Source organism: Streptomyces sp. HUAS 31, from assembly GCF_028198125.1.
Classification (GTDB): Bacteria; Actinomycetota; Actinomycetes; order Streptomycetales; family Streptomycetaceae; genus Streptomyces; species Streptomyces chartreusis.
Window position 1 is genome coordinate 3,013,203 of record NZ_CP116353.1, and the last position, 16,840, is coordinate 3,030,042.

The window sequence follows — 16,840 nt, forward strand, 5'->3', positions numbered from 1 at the left end:
GGGCCGGTGCCGCACTCCACGGATCGGTCAGGTGCCGACGGGCTGCCGTTCGTCCACGGGCTCGGTTCCGGCCGCCCTCCGCTCCTTCAGATGGGCGCGTACCGAGTACGCCAGGGCGGCTGCCCACAGCCCGTACAGGGCGACGTGGAGGACGTCGTTCGGCAGCAGGGTGCGGGCGTTGGTCACGACGATCACCCCGCCGACCGCCGAGCCCAGCACCCGCGGCGGCAGCAGCCGCACCAGCCACGCGGCGATCGGCGCGGCCACGAGTCCGCCCAGCAGGAACGCGGCGACCCAGACGACGTCGATGCCCTGGGAGCCCAGCGAGAACAGGAACCCGAGACTGGCGGCGACCGCCACCAGGAACTCGCTGGTGTCGATGGAACCGATCACCTTGCGGGGTTCCATCCGGCCACCGGCCAGCAGCGCCGGTGTGCCGACCGGCCCCCAGCCCCCTCCCCCGGTGGCGTCCAGGAAGCCGGCGAGCAGCCCGAGCGGGGCCAGGAACCGGCGCCTGAGCGGCTTGCCCAGGCGGTCCTTCGGCAGGCCCCGGAAGGTGAACCGGGCCATGACGTACACACCGAGCCCGAGCAGGATCAGGGACATCACCGGCTTCGCGAGCCCGGTCGACAGCCGGGACAGCACCGTCGCCCCGAGGAACGCGCCCACCGCGCCGGGCACCCCGATCCGCGTGACGACCTTCCAGTCGACGTTGCCGAAGCGCCAGTGCGCGGCCCCGGACATCAGGGTCGTGCCGATCTCGGCGAGATGGACGGTCGCGGAGGCGGCGGCGGGATTGGTGCCCAGGGCCAGCAGCAGCGTGGTCGAGGTCACCCCGTAGGCCATGCCGAGGCTGCCGTCGACGAGCTGGGCACCGAGGCCCGCGAGGGCGAGCAGGATCAGCGTGCGCATGGGGGGTGACGGTAGGGCCCCAAACTGAGCGCGGCCTTAGGGAAGCTGAGCGCAGTCCTGGAGCCCCATGAGGATTTCTCAGGTGGCTCGATCAACCCAGCCGGATCACGTTCCACGACAGCGGTTCCAGTACGGCGGTGAGCCGGCCGTCCTTCACCGCCGTGCCCTCGACCTGGTGCGGGGCGACCCGCTCGGGGTCGTCGAGGGTGTTGCGGGCGTCCGGATCGGCGTCCGCGAGGGCGCTGTGCTCGACGACGCGCGTGACGTCGAGGCCGTTCAGGGTGACGTCGAGGGGCAGGGCCTCGGTGCGGCTGCGGTTGACGGCGAAGACGGTGACCGAGCCGTCGTCGGCGCGCACGGCGGTGGCGTGCAGCAGGTCGGCCTCGCCGTACTTCTTCGTCTCGTACGTCGGTGAGTCGACCCGGACGTCGAGGACCCGGCCGCGGCCGTGCGCGGCGGCCTGCGCGAAGGGGAAGAACGTCGTCTGCCGCCAGGCGGGGCCGCCCGGTTCGGTCATGATCGGGGCGATGACGTTCACGAGCTGCGCCAGGCAGGCGACGGTGACGCGGTCGGCGTGACGCAGCAGGGCGATGAGGAGCGAGCCGAAGACGACGGCGTCGGTGACGCTGTAGTTGTCCTCCAGCAGGCGCGGGGCCTCGGGCCAGTCGTGCTGCTCGAAGGTCTTGGCGTGCGCCTCCCACTCGGGCAGGTACCAGACGTTCCACTCGTCGAAGGAGAGGTTGATCCGCTTCTTCGACTTCAGCCGGGCGCCCACGTGGTCGGCGGTGGCGACGACGTTGTCGATGAAGGACTCCATGTCGACGGCGGACGCGAGGAAGGAGTCGATGTCGCCGTTCTCGGGCCAGTAGTAGGCGTGCAGCGAGATGTGGTCGACGAGGTCGTACGTCTCCTTCAGGACCGTCGCCTCCCACTCGGCGAAGGTCGGCATGGACTGGCTGGAGGAACCGCAGGCGACGAGCTCGACGCGCGGGTCGATCTGGCGCATGGCGCGGGCGGTCTCGGCAGCGACGCGGCCGTACTCCTCGGCCGTCTTGTGGCCGGTCTGCCAGGGGCCGTCCATCTCGTTGCCCAGGCACCACAGCCGGATGCCGAAGGGGTCCTTGTCACCGTGGGCGACACGCAGGTCGGACAGGGCGGTGCCCTCGGGGTGGTTGGCGTACTCCTGGAGTTCGAGGGCTTCGGCGACGCCGCGGGTGCCGAGGTTGACGGCCATCATGGGCTCGGCCTGCGGGCCGATCTTGCGCAGGAAGTCGATGTACTCGGAGAGGCCGAAGCGGTTGGACTCCGTCGAGTGCCAGGCGAGGTCGAGGCGGCGGGGGCGGTCCTCGGCGGGGCCGACGGAGTCCTCCCACTTGTGGCCCGACACGAAGTTGCCGCCGGGGTAGCGCACGGCCGTGACGCCGAGTTCGCGGACGAGGTCGAGGACGTCCTGGCGCAGGCCCTTGTCGTCGGCCGTGGGGTGGCCGGGTTCGAAGATGCCGGTGTAGACGCAGCGGCCGAGGTGTTCGACGAAGCTGCCGAAGAGGCGGGGGTTGACCTCGCCGACGGTGAAGGCGGGGTCGAGGGTGAAGCGGGCGGTGTGCATGGTCGCCTTTCGGGGTGGGTGGTTCTGGTTGATTGGCGGCTGCGGGTCGTGGGGGTTGCTCGCGCAGTTCCCCGCGCCCCTGAAAGCGAAAAGCCTCTACTGGCCCGCCAGACCGGTATGGGCCACTCCCGCCACGATCTGGCGTTGGAAGAAGACGAAGACGACGATCAGCGGCAGGCCCGCCATGAGGCCGCCGGCCATGAGCTGGGCCCACTGGATGCCGTAGGAGTTCATGACGGTCGCGATGCCGTTCGGCATGGTCATCAGGTCGGGGTTGTTGGTGACCATGTAGGGCCACAGGAAGTTGTTCCACGACGCGATGAAGGTGAAGATGCCGACCGCCGCGAGGGAGGGGCGGGCGAGCGGGACGACGATGGTGAAGAAGACCCGCCAGCGGCCCGCTCCGTCGATGAACGCGGCCTCCTCCAGCTCGCGCGGGACGCCCTGGAAGAACTTGTAGAGGATGTAGACCATCGCGGCGGGCGCGCACTGCGGCAGGATCATGCCCCAGTAGGTGTCGACCATCCCCATCTGCTGGACCGTGGTGAACAGCGGGACGCCGAGGACCGCCGGGGAGATCATCAGGCCCGCCATCACGACGCCCATCAGCACGCCCTTGCCACGGAACTCCGTGCGGGCGAAGCCGTATCCGGCCAGTGCGCTCACCACCAGGACGACGGACGTCACGCAGACCGAGACGACCAGGGAGTTCACGAACCAGTCGGTGATGTTGCCGGTCTCGAACAGGGCCGTCCACGCCTGCCCCGTCCAGTCCTTCGGCAGCCAGTGCGGGGGCACCTCCACCGCCTCGGTCTCCGACTTCAGGGAGGTGAACAGGCCCCAGGCGAAGGGCGCGAGGAAGACGACGGAGACCGCCGTGCCAAGGAGGGTGAGGACGATCTGGCTCGGGGTCCAGGGCCTGCGGGGCTGTGCGGCCGTACTCATCGGGTGGCCTCCTCACGGTTGCGCAGCAGCCACATCCTGGCGAGGGCGACGACCGCGATGATCACGAAGAAGATGACGGAGATCGCCGAGGCGTAGCCCACGCGATAGCTGGTGAAGCCCTCTTCGAGGGTGTACTGCACGAAGGTGCGGGTGGAGTTCTCCGGTCCGGGACCGAAGTCCAGCATCACGACCGCCTGGTCGAAGACCTGGAGCGAGGCGAGGATCTGGAGCGTGACGACCAGGCCGGTGATGTTGCGCAGCATCGGCAGGGTGATGTGGACCATGCGGTGCCAGGCGTTCGCGCCGTCGAGCTTGGCGGCCTCGTAGAGGTGGTCGGGGATGGACTGGAGCGCGGCGAGGTAGAGCAGGAAGCTGAAGCCGACCGTCCACCACAGCGTGGTGATGACGATGGCGAGCATCGCGTACGACTTGTCGGTCAGCCACGGGGTCTCGATGCCGAGGACGTGGTTGACCATTCCCGTGCCGGGGTTGAACAGCCACTGCCACAGGTTGCCGGCGACGGTGGAGGGCAGCAGGAAGGGCGCGAAGAAGCACAGCCGCCACAGCCATCTGCCGCGCTCGATGTGATGGGCCAGCATCGCGAGGAGGAAGGCGAGGACGGTGATGCAGGGCACGACCAGGAGCGTGAAGTACGCGCTGTGGCCGAGCGCGTCCCACATCAGCGGGTCGTCGAGGGCCTCGCGGTAGTTGTCGAGGCCGACGAAGCTCTCGCCGTCGCCGGTGATGTTGGCGTCGGTGAGGCTGAGGTAGATGCCGCGCAGCAGCGGCCAGATCACGAACAGCGTGAACAGCACCAGGAACGGCGCCACGAACCAGCCGCCGTGCTGGAAGCCCTGCTTGCGGCGGATGGTGGCGCTGTCGGCGGCGGTCGTCACGCGGGGCGGTGCGAGGACGGACTCGGCGGTCGTCATACGGCCGCACCTCCTTGCGCGGCGGTCCGGCCGTCCATGGGGTTCTTCATGGCGAGCAGCGCGGCCAGTTCGCTCTTCATTCGGCGGGCGACGGCGTCGGGTTTCGCGGAGCCCATGGTCGAGGAGACGACGATCGGGCCGACGCGCTGGGCGAGGATGCCGGTGGAGCCCGCGAACCACACCTTCGGCTCGTTGGCCTGGTGGTCCATGGCCGAGGCGTACTCGTTCTGCGGTTCGAGCTTTCGGTACGAGGCGGTGGACAGGGTGGGTGTGTACGCGGGGATGTGGCCGCCGGCCGCCCACTGCCGTGCGTGCGTGACGATGTAGGCGGCGAGCCGGTGGGCCCCGTCGTTCGCGGCGCCGCCCCGGTCGGACCGGTGGGGCAGGACGAAGGCGTGCGACTCGGCGTGGGTGGCCTGTTCGCCGAAGACGGGCGGCAGCGGGACGGCGCCGTAGTCGAGCTTCGCGCCCGAGTAGACCGGCACCGACCAGTTGCCCTCCCAGGCGAAGGGGGCGCCGTTGATGAACTGTTCGGCGCCGACGGTGCCCATGCCCGGGTTCGCGTACCCGTCGGCGATGTGCCGGCGCAGGAACTGAAGGACCTGGGTGGCCTTGTCGGTGTCGAAGGTGACCTCGGTGTTGTCCTTGTCGAACCAGGTGCCGCCGAGCTGGGTGTAGAAGGCGACGAAGAACCACCACTGGAAGTTCTGGTCGTTGACCCACAGTCCGATGGTCTGCAGACCCTTCTTCGTGGCCTTCCTGGCCTCCTTCAGCACGCCGAACCAGTCGTCGGCCGAGGTGATGGGCACGATCCGGCCGTCGGAGCCGAGCAGGCCGGCCTTCTTCAGCACGTCCTTGCGGTAGAAGCAGAGCTGGACGTGGATGTCGAGCGGGAGGGCGTAGAGCCTGCCGTCGATGACGCCGCGCTGCCACAGGGCGGGGTTGAAGTCGGCCTCCCGTACGCCGTACTCGGCGAGCAGGCCGACGTCCCAGGGGTCCAGGAGGCGGCCGGGCGAGAAGCCGGTGACCCGGCCGAGGTGCATCACGCCGAGGTCGGGTGCGCGGTTGCCGGCGGCGGCCATGGCGAGCTTGGTGTAGAAGGGGTTGCCCCACTGGAGGGTGGAGTCCTTGACGTCGATGCCGGGGTTCGCCGCGCGGAAGGCGTCGAGCATCGCGATCATGTTGGAGCCGTCGCCGCCGCTGAACAGGTTCCAGTAGCGCACCCGGGTGTCCGCGCTGGAGGCGAGCGCGTCGGCGCCGGTGCCCAGCGCCGCGAAGCCGAAACTGCCGGCCACCGCCAATCCTCCGGCGGCGGCCAGAAGTTGCCTGCGATTCAGGTCAGGTCGTCCCATTGCCTGCCCTTACTGTTCGAGATCTCGAATTCTGCACGTAACTTCGAACGGGACCGTAGGATGCAAGCGCTTTCCAGTCAATGCCTCGTGCACGAATTGCCTCGTGCACGAATTCCGACCACCGGCGGTCGTTCTCGGTTGAACGACGGTCGTCGGATCGCATGACGCGAACAGTTCGCGCCGCGTAGGCTCGAACGGCCCGACCGAACGGTGGGGGAACAGGGGGTGCGATGGACATCGCGGGCGCGCGCAGGAGGGCGGCCCGGGTCGCCGCGGCGTTACGGCCACGGCGTTCTCCCGTCGCCGCCGGGATGCGGGAGCTGGCTTCCGATCTCAGCGCGGCCGTGCGGGCCGGGCCCCACCCCCCGGCGGACGTCGGCGAGTTGTGCCGCGCACTGTGCGCGGAGATGAGCGCGCGGCGCGGCGGACGGCCGGTGGAACTGCGGTTCGAGCGGTTCCCGGACGAGATCGAAGTGACCGGTCTGTGCGTGGAGTTCCAGGACTTCGACCTGGTCATCGTCGAGGAGCGGGCGGAGGCGGTGCAGCGGCTGGTCGTCCTCGGCCACGAGCTGTGGCATCTGCACGCCGGCCACCGCCACCACCACACCGCCGGCAGCGCCGCCGCGCACGCCCTCGCAGGCGGTCCCGGCTGGCAGGACACGGCCCTCGCGGTGGCCGCGCGCAACGGCTCGCGGCAGCGGGACGAGGCGGAGGCCGACGACTTCGGACACCGGCTGGCGGCGGCGTTCCGGCCGCTGCTGTCGGGCGGGAGCGGCACGGACGCGCCCCTCGCGCCGGTCCAGCGGTCCCTGGGCTACCGGGGGCAGAAGCGGGGTACGGCACCATGACGGCGCTCGCACTGACGCCCTCGGAGTTCGTCAACGAGTTCTATCCGACGTTCTGGTGGATCCCCGCCGGGATCCTCGCCGCCGCCCTCGCCATCAAGCTGCCCAGCATCATCCGGCTGTGGCACGACCCGCTGCTGCGCGCGGTCGGCGGGCTGCTGCTGCTCGCCTGCTCGGTGTTCGTGTTCGTGGCGCCGTCGACGATCGCCCGCGTCAACCGCCTGACGGGCATCACGAACTTCTCAGGGCCCTGGGTGTACTCCCTGCTCACCGCGTTCTGCGCGTGCTGTCTGCTGCTGATCACCACCTGGCGCAGCGGGCTGTCCGACCGCTCCCCGCGCACCCGCCGCGCCATGCGCGGAGTCGTCGCCGCGTACTCCGGCGTGATCATCGCGATGTGGGTGCTGTTCGCGCTGGCCGAGGTGCCCGTGGAGCGGCTGCGGGACCTGGACACCTACTACGCCACCACGCCGTACATGCGCGAGCTGATCGTGCTCTATCTGCTCGCGCACACCACGGCGGCCCTGGTCACCAACTGGCTGATCTGGAACTGGATCCGCACCGACGGACTGGACGCCTGGCTGCGCTGGGGCCTGAAGTGCCTCGGCGTCGGCTACACCCTGCAGCTGATCTTCGACGCCGCCAAGGTGACCGCCGTGGTGGCCCGTTGGACCGGCCGGAACCTGGACTGGCTGAGCACGGCGGTGGCGCCGCCCATCGCCTGTCTGTCCGCCATCCTGGTCGCGGTGGGCTTCATCCTTCCGCACGCCGGCCAGTATCTGCACGACCGCTGGCGCATCCGGCTCGCGCACCACGAACTGCGGCCGCTGTACCTGCTGATGAGGACCGTCAACGGCGGCGGCATCCCCTTCGTCCTGCGCGCCACCCCGGAGCTGCGGCTGATCCGCCGCGAGACGTTCATCCGCGATGTGCTGCTGCCGCTGGCCCGGTTCGTGGACGAGGAGCAGCGCGGGCGTTCCTACGACGCCGCCGTCGGCCTCGGCCTGCCGCCGCTGCGGGCGAAGGCGCTGGCCGCCGCGGTGGCGATCCTGGACGCCGTCGACGCGAGGAACGCGGCCCGCGAGGGCGACGGCGCGGGCGAGACCGACACCACGGAGCTGCTGGGGGACATCGGCGCCATGTCCCGGGCGCTGCGCGACGCGGAGGACATCCGGACCGTACGGGAACGGGCCCGGCCACAGGTCCGGCCGGACGGCGTGCAAGTAACCAACTGAGCCGCCCTTAACGGACGTTGCGGGCGAAGGGGCGCCCCGGGCGCTGCTCCCCCAAGGCAGCGCCCGGACCCCCGTGACAGGCCCGGGGCAGCCTCGCAGACAGCGAGCCGGCAGAGCTCGTGTCCCCCGTCGAGGCAGGCCCCGGCCTCATCCGACCGCGTCAAGAGGCGGGTGCGCAGCCGGAAGTCGTGAGCCGCGGAAGCGGAATACGTCTTTCAGTGACGCGATCATTGCTCGCGGTGACCTTCACTGTCAACCATTGCTGCGAATCTATGCAGTTATTACTGCCGACGTTCGCTGGCCGCGGCCCGGGGGACCCGATACGCTCCCGTAAGCCCCAGCCACGGATCCGGCCGACAAGCCCAGGGAGAACAGGGAGACCTCGGTGAGAGACGCCCACGCTTCCCTCGCCGAACTGCGCGAGCGCCTCGAGGAGCTCACCGGCCGGCCCGGCGGGCTGGCCGACGTGCTGGACGTCGCCAAACTGTCGTACGCGACCGGCATGTCCGTGGAGACGATCGTCGCCCTGCTGGCGGGGCGGAGCGTGCCGGAGACGAGCCTGGGCGAGCGCGTCCGGCAGCGGCTGGACTTCCTGCGCGAGACCCGGCGCCGCCCCGACGGCAAGCGGTACTCCCTCGACGAACTCGCCAAAATCGCGGGCACGAGCAGGCAGTGGCTCAGCGAGTGGCGGCGCAGCGGACTGCCCAGCCTGGAGCACGCCGACCGGATCCGGCGCCACTTCGACCTGCCCGCGGGCTTCTTCACCGCCGACGAGGCCGAGGCCCTGCACGCCGCGCTCCAGCCGGTACTGGGAGAGCTGGAGGCGAAGGCCGATCCGCTGGCCCCGCTGCGCACCCCCGGGTTCTACCGGCTGGCCAGGCGTGCTCCGCACATGTCGCCGCGCAAGCTTCAGGCGCTGGCGGAATGGGCCGAGATGATCACGGAGCGCGGCCCGGCGGAGGACGACGACCTCTGAGGACGCGGTACGTGCCGTGTGCATGCTCGGTTTCGGCCATCCCTGGCCGACCGCCGGTGCTCGAGGTGGCTGAGGCGACGCGGGACTTGGCATATTGCACAGGGTCGAACGTCCAGCGGCCACGGGGAGAACCGTGCGTACGAACAGGGAGATGCGTCGTCTCGCCGACGCCCTCATCGGTCCCATCCGCGTGCCCGTCCCCGCGGACGCGGAGACCCTGTTCCAGGCGGTGGTCGACTCGGCCGTCCAGTGGCGCGGACGCCCCATCGTCGTCCACCGCGAGGTCTTTCCCCCGCACACCGCCAGCGGGCTGTGGCTGGAGCGCGAGACACACGACGACGTCATCGTCGACAAGCGGGCCGCCGTATGGCACCAGACAGTGATCTTCTGCCATGAGGTGTGGCACATGCACCAGCGGCGCGGCCCCGCCACCGGCCCGCGACCCGCCGCCGCCCGCACCGACTTCACCCTCGCCGACGAGCAGGAGGCCGACCGGTTCGGCATGCTGATGGGCCGTCGGCTGCGCACCTGGCTGGAGGCGTCGGCGGACTCCGTGTTCGCCGCCGGAGGGGACGCCCAGGACCTCGCCGGGCGCATCGGGGCCGCGCTCAACTACCGCGGGACCAGAGGATGAACGGGCTGCTCGGCTACGTCAGCTGCGCGGTGCTGTGGCTCGTCCTGGCGGTGAAGGCCCCGGATCTGCTCCGGCACCGGGACGACCCCTATCTGCGCACCATCTGCGCGGTGCTGGGCCTGGGCGGACTGTGTTTCCTGCTGGGCGCCCCGCCCACGGTCGGCGCCGTGAACCGGCTCGGCCAGATCCCCAACCTCGCGGCCCCGCTGACGTATGCGGCGATCACCGCCTACAGCGCCGCCTCCCAGATCCTGGTCGTCCTGTGGCGCGGCGGACCCGGCGTGCATCGCACCGCCCGCCGCTGGGTGCTCGCCTACACCGGTGTGGTGCTGTGCATCGCGGTGCTGTTCCTGCTGGGCGACGCCCCGGTGGAGCGCCGGGAGGACCTGGACACCTACTACGCGACGACGCCGTATCTGCGCGAGATGATCCTGCTCTATCTCGTCGGGCACCTGACCGCTGTCTCCGTCACCGGCGTCTCGGCGCTGCGCTGGGCCCGTGAGGTGCGGGGCCCGCTGCGCGCGGGGCTGATCACGCTGGGCACCGGTGCCATGTGCGGCGCCGGGTACAGCCTGTCCAAGCTCGTCGCCGTGGCCGCCCGCTGGTCCGGACAGGACTGGCCTTCGCTCGGCACGGACGTCGCGCAGGCCGCCGCCGGTCTGGGCGCCCTGCTGACGGCCGCCGGCGTGCTGATCCCGGTGGCCGGGCCCCGGCTGGCCGAGTGGCGGAGCGCCTGGCGGACGTACGTACGTCTCGCGCCGCTGGAGCGGGAACTCGACGACATCCTCGCCCGCCGCCGGCTGCGCCTGCCGCGCCCGCGCTGGTCCTCCCCCGCGACCCGGCTGATCTGGCGCCAGACCAGCATCCACAACGGGCTCAGCCACCTGGACGCCCACGTCGACCGGGAGTTGTACGACGAGACCCGCGAGGCCGCCCTGCGGACCACGGGCGACCCCGAGCGGGCCGCGGCCACGGCGTGGGCGGCGGTGATCTCGGCGGCGGCCAGGCTCTGCCTCACGGACCACGACGGCGGGGCCACGGATCCGGCGCCCTGGCGGGCGGTCCGGCGGCCGGGGTACGCCGGTGAGTCGGAGTGGTTCCAGGAGCGGGCGCCCGGCACGGACGCGCTCGTGCGCATCGCGGACGCGCTGGCCGGCTCGCCGCTCGTGCGGGCCACGGCCGGGGCGCCGGCGGTCGCGGCCGAACGGAGCTCCGCCGTATGAGCCTTGTCGTCTATCTGGCGGCCGCCGTCCTCGCGCTGTCCGCCGCCGTGCTGTTCCGCCGCCCGCGCACGACACCCGGCAAGCCGTCGCCCCTGCGCAACCCGCTGACCGTGTCGACCTGCGTCGCCATCGCGCTCGGCGCGGTCGTGTTCCTGTGCTCGGCGCCGATGACGCTGGCCGCCGTCAACGAGCTCACCGGCATCCCGAACTTCGGCGCCCCGCTGACCTACGGGCTGCTCTCGGCGTACAGCTGCTCGCTGCTGATCCTGCTGATCAACTGGCGCGGCGGGCCCCGGGAGCGGGTACGGCGGCTGGTGCTGCGCAGTATCGCCGTGTACGCCCCGCTGATCGTGGCCGTCGTCGTGCTGTTCACGCTCGCGGACGCGCGTGTGGAGCGGCTGAACGACCTCGACACGTACTACGCCAACACCCCCGGCATGCGCGAGATGATCGTGCTCTATCTGCTCGGGCACAGCGCGGCGATCGTGGCGATGTCGGTGGTGTGCGTGCGGTGGGGGCGGGAGGTCACCGGGCTGCTGCGGGCCGGGCTGTGGCTGATCTGCGTGGGCGCGCTGCTGGACCTGGTGGGGTTCCAGCTGACCAAGTACACGGCCGTGGTGGCCCGTTGGACCGGCCACGACCTGGACTTCCTGTCCACCAAGGTCGCCCCGCCGATGGCCGCGCTGGCCGCGCTGATCTGCTCCGCCGGGTTCGTGCTGCCGAGGCTGCTGCCGGCCGCCGTCGGGCACTGGCGCGGGCTGCGCGACTACCGGCGCCTGGACCCGCTGTGGCTGCGGGTGGGATTCGTGTCGACGGCCCCGAAGCCCGCGTCCTCCTGGTGGCAGTCGCCTGCGGAGCGGCTGCACTGGCGCGAAGTGGCCATCCATGACGCCCTGCTGGCGCTGGCGCCGTACTTCGACGACCGGGTGCGCGAGCGGGCGCGGTCGGCCGCCCTGTCCGAGGGTGCCTCCGCGCACGAGGCGCGTGTCGCCGCGGAGGCCGCCATGCTCGCCGCGGCGGCCCGTCGGGCGGCGGCCCGCGAGGATCCGCTGCGCACGCCGAGCACCTGCCGGCTGCACGCCACGGAGACGTCCGGCGCGGGCGGTCTGGTGGAGTTGGCGCAGGCTCTGGGGGCAACGCCTGCCGCGGACACGGTGCGTGAAGGTACGGTGAGGGCCTGAGCGCTCCGCTGGGGGCGCCGCGAAGGGGAGTTGCCACGGATTGCCGTCGGTCGTGTGCCGCGCCGTCGTGGCTTGTCGCGCAGTTCCCCGCGCCCCTTCGGGGCGCTGCCGGACTGCCGTCGACAAGCCGGGCGCCCGGGCCGGCCGGACTTCGTGGCCGCTGAGTGCGAGGGGTCGCAGTGGCGCGTAGAGCTGTCGTCATCGGTGCGGGACTGGCCGGCATGTTGGCCGCGGCGGCCCTGTCCACGGTCGCCGACGAGGTGGTCGTACTCGACCGGGACGAGTTGCCCGACGGGCCGGAGCACCGCAAGGGCCTGCCGCAGGGACGGCACGCTCATCTCCTCATGGCGGGCGGCCTGGCCGCGATGGAGGACCTGGTGCCGGGCGTGAGCATGCGCAAGCATCTGCTCGCCGCGGGGGCGCACGAGGTCCCGGTCGCCAACGGCATGGTCGCCCTCACCCCCGAGGGCTGGTTCCGGCGCTGGCGGCATCCCGGGCCGCAGATGGTGACGAGCACGCGGGCGCTGCTGGACTGGGCGATACGGGTCGCGGTGCTCGCCAACACCGGCGTGGAGATACGCAAGGCGCAGGCGCTGGAGCTGACGGGCTCGCGGCAGCGGGTCACCGGAGTGCGGCTCGCGACCGCCGAAGGGACCGAGGAACTCCCGGCCGACTTCGTGGTGGACGCGAGCGGGCGCGGCTCACGGGCCGTCAAATGGCTGGGAGGACTGGGCATCTCCGATGTCCGTGAGAAGACGGTGGACGCCGGTCTGGTGAACGCCACCCGTCTCTACCGCACGCCCGCCGGCGCCGATCGCTTCCCCCTGACCATCGTGCAGGCCAACCCCTACCTGGGCCTGCCCGGCCGCAGCGGGATGATGCTGCCGATCGAGGGCGACCGCTGGATGGTGAGCCTCGCCGGCACCCGGGGCGGCGGCGAACCCCCCTCGGACCCGGACGACTTCCTGCGCTACGCCCTCGACCTGCCGGACCCCATCGTGGGCCGGCTGATCTCCGGCGCGGAACCGCTCACGGACGTCCACGTCAGCCGCAGCACCAGCAACCACCGGCGGTACCTGGAGAAGACGCGGCACTGGCCCGAGCGCTTCGTCGTCCTCGGTGACGCGCTGGCCACCTTCAATCCGGCCTACGGGCAGGGCATGTCGGTGGCGGCGATGGGTGCGCAGGTGCTGAGCCGGGAGCTGCGGCGCACGGGCCTGGCCGGGGACGGCCTCGCCCGGCGGGTGCAGAAGGCGGCGGCGCGGTCGGTGGAGGGGGCGTGGACGATGGCGGTCAGCCAGGACGTCTGGTTCCCCGGCACCCGGGGCGGCTCGCCCGGGTTCGCGGACCGTCTGGTCACCGCGTACACCCGCCGCATGATCCGCACGGCGACCGCCTCGTACACGGCGGCGTCGGCGGTGTGGGACGTGACGAGCATGACCACGGGGCCGACGCGGCTGCTGCGTCCGTCGACGGTGCTGGCGACGCTGAGCGGCCCGCCGCTGCCGCCGGCGGTGGGCGCACCGCTCACGAAGGAGGAGCGGGAGATCCTGCGGGAGCTGGACCGGACGGGAGGCTGACGGGTACCGCCACCGGCACCCGTCCGCGCCCTTTCTCGTCAGCCGGCGGAGGCGGGCCGCGCCTTTCGCATCAGTCGGCGAGGGCGGGCCGCGCCTTTCCGCACCACCCGGCGAAGGCGGGCCGCGCCTTTCGCGTCACCCCGCGGAGACGGGCCGCGCCTTTCCGCACCACCCGGCGAAGGCGGGCCGCCCCTTTCGCGTCACCCGGCGAAGGCGGGCCGCCCCTTTCGCGTCACCCCGCGGAGACGGGCCACGCCTTTCCCCATCACCCGGCGGAGACGGGCCGCGCCTTTCCGCATCACCCGGCGAAGGCGGGCCGCCCCTTTCGCGTCAGCCGGCGAAGGCGGGCTGGGCCAGCCCCTTCCCCGCGCCCGGGACCACGAGCAGTGAGCCCGACAGCGGGAGCGGGGACTTCAGGCCGACGCGGGCCGTGGTGATGTACAGGTCGGTCAGGTCGGGCCCGGCGAACGCGCACGCGGTCACCCGGGGCACCGGGAGCTCGATGACCCGGTCCAGCTCACCGGCCGGCGTGTAGCGGCGTACCGCCGAGCCGTCCCACAGGGCCACCCACACACAGCCGTCGGCGTCCACGGTGAGCCCGTCGGGGAACCCGGCGCCGTCCTCGATCTCGGCGAACTGCCGCCGGTCGCCGACCCGCCCGTCCGCGTGGTCGAAGACGTCGATGCGTCGCGTGGGCGAGTCGATGTAGTACATGAGGCCGCCGTCGGGGCTCCAGCCCGTGCCGTTGCTGACCGCCACGTCGTCGAGGACGAGGTCGACCGAACCGTCACCGGTGAAGCGGGACAGGCTTCCGCCGCCGGGGGCCTCGTCGTAGCGCATGGTGCCCGCCCACAGGGAGCCGTCGGGGGCGACGGCGGCGTCGTTGGCGCGGCGGCCGGGCACGGGCTCGTGGTGCAGCCAGCGGAAGCTGTCGTCCGCGTCGAGCAGTCCGACGCCGTCACGGAGGTTGAGGACGAGTCCGCCGCCGGCACGGGGCTTGACAGCGCCGACGTGCTGCGGGGTCGTACGGACGCTCCGCCGCCCGGAGACGGGGTCGTAACTGTGGATCCGCGACCCGAGGATGTCGATCCAGAGCAGCCGGCCGCTGCGCGCGTCCCAGGTCGGGCCCTCGCCGAGCTCGGCCTCCACCCGGACCGCGACCTCGTAGCCCGCGCTCACGCCACGCTCCGGTGTCCGAGGCGCTCCGACAGCTCGGCGGCGCCCTTGGCTGCGAGCTGCTCCAGCTCCGCGCGGCGCTCGTCGCTCCAGCGGATCATGGGGACGGAGATGGAGAGGGCGGCGACGACCTGCCCGGCGCGGTCCCGCACCGGTGCGGCCACGCACGAGACGTCCGGGTTGGACTCCCGGCTCTCCACGGCGATCCCGCGCTGCCGGATCGAGGCGAGGGCCTCGCGCAGGGCGACCGGGTCGGTGATGCTGTTCGGAGTCATCGCGACGAGCTCGGCCCCGTCGGGGACCCGGGAGCTGAGCTCCGGCTCGGGAAGGGAGGCCAGCAGCATCTTGCCGACGGACGTGCAGTGCGCGGGGAGCCTGCGGCCGGCGGCGGACACCATCCGCACCGCGTGCGTGGAGTCGACCTTGGCGATGTAGATGACGTCCGTGCCCTCGAGGATCGCCACGTGCACGGTCTCGTCGCAGGTCTCGGCGACGGACCGCGCGACCTGCTGTCCCTCGGCCGCGAGGTCGAGCTGCTCGGCGTATCGGCTCCCGAGCTGGTACGGCCGTACGCCCAGGCGGTACCGTCCCGGCTGACCGGGGACCTGGACGATGTACGACCGGGCTGCGAGCGTGGTGACGAGCTCGTGCACGGTGGTGCGCGGCAGCTGGAGCTTGCGCACGATGTCGGGAGCGGAGAGCGTGCCGTCCCCGTCGAGGAAAAGCTCGAGAATGTCCAGAGCCCGCGTCACGGCTGGTACGAGGCGTCCCACGTCCGGCCCCCTCCCTTACGTCAATGTGGCTGCGTTCGATATTTCAACAGCCGATCGGGATAACGAACACAGGCTACTCAAAGTCCGTTTACCCCGGCAATGGCCCTGCGCGGACCAGCCCGAAAGCTCCTCGGACGCGATGGATGATCACGACGCGGCTGGACGGAGGCGGAAGCCGCGTCCGCGGCACCGCTTCAGTCGCGCGGCCTCCCCGGCCTGGCGTACGTCACGTCGAAGTCCGTCGTCCACCGCTCCCCGTCGGGAGACTGTTCCCAGCTGCCCTCGATGGTGTTGCCGTCGGGGCTGACGGTGACGGTGAGGCGTTGGTGGAAGCCGGGGGCCGCGCGCCACTGGTGCCAGGTGCGGCCGGTCATGGTGGCCCGGTAGACGCGGGCGACCGCGCGGCCGTCGGCGTAGAGGACCGTGAATTCGTCGGACGTGTCGTCGTAGCCGATCAGGGCGAGGGTCGGGAAGGGGGCGTTCGGGGCCCAGGCGCCGGGGAGAGCGGTGTCGGGGCCGACGTCCGCGCGCTGGGCGAGGAACGCGCCGCCCTCCGTCCAGGCGAACTCCGTGCGGATCGGGCCGACGGTGCGGTCGGCGGCCCACAGTTCCCATTCGCCGAGCATGACGTCGAGTCGACGCAGGGCGGGGTGGGGTGTCGGTTGGCGCATCGGGGGTTCCTCCTGCTTCGGGTCCAGGTGCGGTGGTGACCGGGCTCGGGGCGGGAACTCATCGTTCTGGCGGGGTTCGCGGAGCAGGCGGGGGCGCGGCGGGTACGCCGACCTCAGTACGCGCGGTTACTCCCGCTGTCAGACGTGCTCGCCGGCCCCGACCGGCACCGTGATGTCCATGTCTTCCACGCCCTCGAAGAACACGTCGTCCGCCTCGGCCAAGCGGCTCAGCCGGCCCGCGCGCCGGGCCGCCCTCGTCGTCCATGTCGTCGCCTCCGCGAGCTGGGTCGGGCTCACGCTCGGGCTGCTCGCGCTAGGGATCACCGCGGCCGGTACCGGGTCCGCGGTGACCGTGGAGGCGTCGGTGCGGGCCATGAAGTTGTTCGCCGACTGGCTGCTGCTGCCGGTCGCGTTCCTCACGCTGGTCAGCGGGCTGGTGCTGTCCCTGGGCACGCAGTGGGGGCTGGCGCGGCACCGGTGGGTCTACGTCAAGTTCTGGCTGACCCTCGCGACGACCGTCGCCACCGTCCTCGCGCTGCGCCCCGGCGTGAACTCCGCGGTGGCCGCCGTCGCCGCGGGCGGGCCGCTGCCGGACGCCGGTGACGTCATGATGGGGCCGATCGTGTCCCTGTCGGCGTACGTCTTCATGACGGTGATCTCCGTGCTCAAGCCCTGGGGGCCGACCAAGCGCGGCCGGAGGCTGCGGGAGGCCGACGGCCGACGGTCCCGCACCTCCACGAAGCCGGCCGAGTCGGCCGAGAAGAGCCGGCCCGCTCGGCTGGGCGCCTGACGCGTGAAC

16 protein-coding genes are annotated in these 16,840 nt (G+C 71.8%); 8 read left to right on the forward strand and 8 right to left on the reverse strand.

Annotated features, from left to right (window positions below):
- Positions 1-27: 27 nt before the first annotated feature.
- The 5 genes from PGH47_RS13300 to PGH47_RS13320 all read right to left on the reverse strand — a co-directional run bounded on the left by PGH47_RS13300 (position 28) and on the right by PGH47_RS13320 (position 5,747).
- Positions 28-912, reverse strand: a complete 885-nt coding sequence (locus PGH47_RS13300) for a sulfite exporter TauE/SafE family protein (RefSeq protein ID WP_271663599.1) — start codon at positions 910-912, stop codon at positions 28-30.
- A gap of 91 nt (positions 913-1,003) precedes the next feature.
- Positions 1,004-2,518: an arabinosylfuranosidase ArfA gene (arfA, locus tag PGH47_RS13305; protein WP_271663600.1), complete on the reverse strand. Its 1,515-nt coding sequence runs from the start codon at positions 2,516-2,518 to the stop codon at positions 1,004-1,006.
- A 96-nt stretch (positions 2,519-2,614) separates the two neighbouring features.
- Positions 2,615-3,463, reverse strand: coding sequence for a carbohydrate ABC transporter permease (locus PGH47_RS13310; protein ID WP_271663601.1), 849 nt, complete (start codon positions 3,461-3,463; stop codon positions 2,615-2,617).
- Positions 3,460-4,395 carry a carbohydrate ABC transporter permease gene (locus PGH47_RS13315; protein WP_271663602.1) on the reverse strand — a complete coding sequence of 312 codons (936 nt, stop codon included), beginning with the start codon at positions 4,393-4,395 and terminating at the stop codon, positions 3,460-3,462. Before PGH47_RS13315 ends, PGH47_RS13310 begins: the two co-directional genes overlap by 4 nt.
- Positions 4,392-5,747: an extracellular solute-binding protein gene (locus PGH47_RS13320; RefSeq protein WP_271663603.1), complete on the reverse strand. Its 1,356-nt coding sequence runs from the start codon at positions 5,745-5,747 to the stop codon at positions 4,392-4,394. Before PGH47_RS13320 ends, PGH47_RS13315 begins: the two co-directional genes overlap by 4 nt.
- A 230-nt stretch (positions 5,748-5,977) precedes the next feature.
- Here PGH47_RS13320 and PGH47_RS13325 point away from each other — a divergent pair, with 230 nt between their 5' ends.
- The 7 genes from PGH47_RS13325 to PGH47_RS13355 all read left to right on the forward strand — a co-directional run bounded on the left by PGH47_RS13325 (position 5,978) and on the right by PGH47_RS13355 (position 13,421).
- On the forward strand, positions 5,978-6,595 hold the full coding sequence (locus tag PGH47_RS13325; protein WP_271663604.1) for a toxin-antitoxin system, toxin component family protein: 618 nt from the start codon (positions 5,978-5,980) through the stop codon (positions 6,593-6,595).
- Entirely contained in the window at positions 6,592-7,827 is a 1,236-nt protein-coding gene (locus PGH47_RS13330; protein WP_271663605.1) for a DUF6545 domain-containing protein, read from the forward strand. The genes PGH47_RS13325 and PGH47_RS13330 overlap by 4 nt, the downstream gene beginning before the upstream one ends.
- Positions 7,828-8,212: 385 nt before the next feature.
- A complete protein-coding gene (locus PGH47_RS13335; RefSeq protein ID WP_271663606.1) occupies positions 8,213-8,803 on the forward strand; it encodes a helix-turn-helix domain-containing protein in 591 nt (196 codons plus the stop codon).
- 133 nt (positions 8,804-8,936) lie between these two features.
- Complete coding sequence (locus PGH47_RS13340; protein ID WP_271663607.1) at positions 8,937-9,437, forward strand: toxin; 501 nt, start codon at positions 8,937-8,939, stop codon at positions 9,435-9,437.
- A complete protein-coding gene (locus tag PGH47_RS13345) occupies positions 9,434-10,660 on the forward strand; it encodes an MAB_1171c family putative transporter (protein ID WP_271663608.1) in 1,227 nt (408 codons plus the stop codon). Before PGH47_RS13340 ends, PGH47_RS13345 begins: the two co-directional genes overlap by 4 nt.
- Entirely contained in the window at positions 10,657-11,841 is a 1,185-nt protein-coding gene (locus PGH47_RS13350; protein WP_271663609.1) for an MAB_1171c family putative transporter, read from the forward strand. The genes PGH47_RS13345 and PGH47_RS13350 overlap by 4 nt, the downstream gene beginning before the upstream one ends.
- Positions 11,842-12,020: 179 nt before the next feature.
- Entirely contained in the window at positions 12,021-13,421 is a 1,401-nt protein-coding gene (locus PGH47_RS13355; RefSeq protein WP_271663610.1) for an NAD(P)/FAD-dependent oxidoreductase, read from the forward strand.
- Positions 13,422-13,751: 330 nt separating this feature from the next.
- On the opposite strand, the gene PGH47_RS13360 is transcribed toward PGH47_RS13355, so the two are convergent.
- The 3 genes from PGH47_RS13360 to PGH47_RS13370 form a co-directional block, all read right to left on the reverse strand.
- A complete protein-coding gene (locus tag PGH47_RS13360) occupies positions 13,752-14,600 on the reverse strand; it encodes an SMP-30/gluconolactonase/LRE family protein (protein WP_271663611.1) in 849 nt (282 codons plus the stop codon).
- A complete protein-coding gene (locus PGH47_RS13365) occupies positions 14,597-15,370 on the reverse strand; it encodes an IclR family transcriptional regulator (protein ID WP_030967316.1) in 774 nt (257 codons plus the stop codon). The genes PGH47_RS13360 and PGH47_RS13365 overlap by 4 nt, the downstream gene beginning before the upstream one ends.
- Positions 15,371-15,564: 194 nt before the next feature.
- On the reverse strand, positions 15,565-16,041 hold the full coding sequence (locus PGH47_RS13370) for a hypothetical protein (protein ID WP_271663612.1): 477 nt from the start codon (positions 16,039-16,041) through the stop codon (positions 15,565-15,567).
- A gap of 178 nt (positions 16,042-16,219) precedes the next feature.
- Between PGH47_RS13370 and PGH47_RS13375 the strand changes: the two genes are divergently transcribed.
- Positions 16,220-16,831 (forward strand): DUF2269 domain-containing protein, encoded by a 612-nt coding sequence (locus PGH47_RS13375; RefSeq protein WP_271663613.1) that lies wholly within the window; start codon positions 16,220-16,222, stop codon positions 16,829-16,831.
- The last annotated feature ends 9 nt before the right edge of the window (positions 16,832-16,840 follow it).

Coding starts and splice junctions, on each gene's coding strand:
- PGH47_RS13330 (WP_271663605.1), top strand. CDS start 6,592: ATGACGGCGCTCGCACTGACGCCCTCGGAGTTCGTCAACGAGTTCTAT.
- PGH47_RS13350 (WP_271663609.1), top strand. CDS start 10,657: ATGAGCCTTGTCGTCTATCTGGCGGCCGCCGTCCTCGCGCTGTCCGCC.
- PGH47_RS13345 (WP_271663608.1), top strand. CDS start 9,434: ATGAACGGGCTGCTCGGCTACGTCAGCTGCGCGGTGCTGTGGCTCGTC.
- PGH47_RS13315 (WP_271663602.1), bottom strand. CDS start 4,395: ATGACGACCGCCGAGTCCGTCCTCGCACCGCCCCGCGTGACGACCGCC.
- PGH47_RS13375 (WP_271663613.1), top strand. CDS start 16,220: ATGTCTTCCACGCCCTCGAAGAACACGTCGTCCGCCTCGGCCAAGCGG.
- PGH47_RS13300 (WP_271663599.1), bottom strand. CDS start 912: ATGCGCACGCTGATCCTGCTCGCCCTCGCGGGCCTCGGTGCCCAGCTC.
- PGH47_RS13325 (WP_271663604.1), top strand. CDS start 5,978: ATGGACATCGCGGGCGCGCGCAGGAGGGCGGCCCGGGTCGCCGCGGCG.
- PGH47_RS13310 (WP_271663601.1), bottom strand. CDS start 3,463: ATGAGTACGGCCGCACAGCCCCGCAGGCCCTGGACCCCGAGCCAGATC.
- PGH47_RS13370 (WP_271663612.1), bottom strand. CDS start 16,041: ATGCGCCAACCGACACCCCACCCCGCCCTGCGTCGACTCGACGTCATG.
- arfA (WP_271663600.1), bottom strand. CDS start 2,518: ATGCACACCGCCCGCTTCACCCTCGACCCCGCCTTCACCGTCGGCGAG.
- PGH47_RS13320 (WP_271663603.1), bottom strand. CDS start 5,747: ATGGGACGACCTGACCTGAATCGCAGGCAACTTCTGGCCGCCGCCGGA.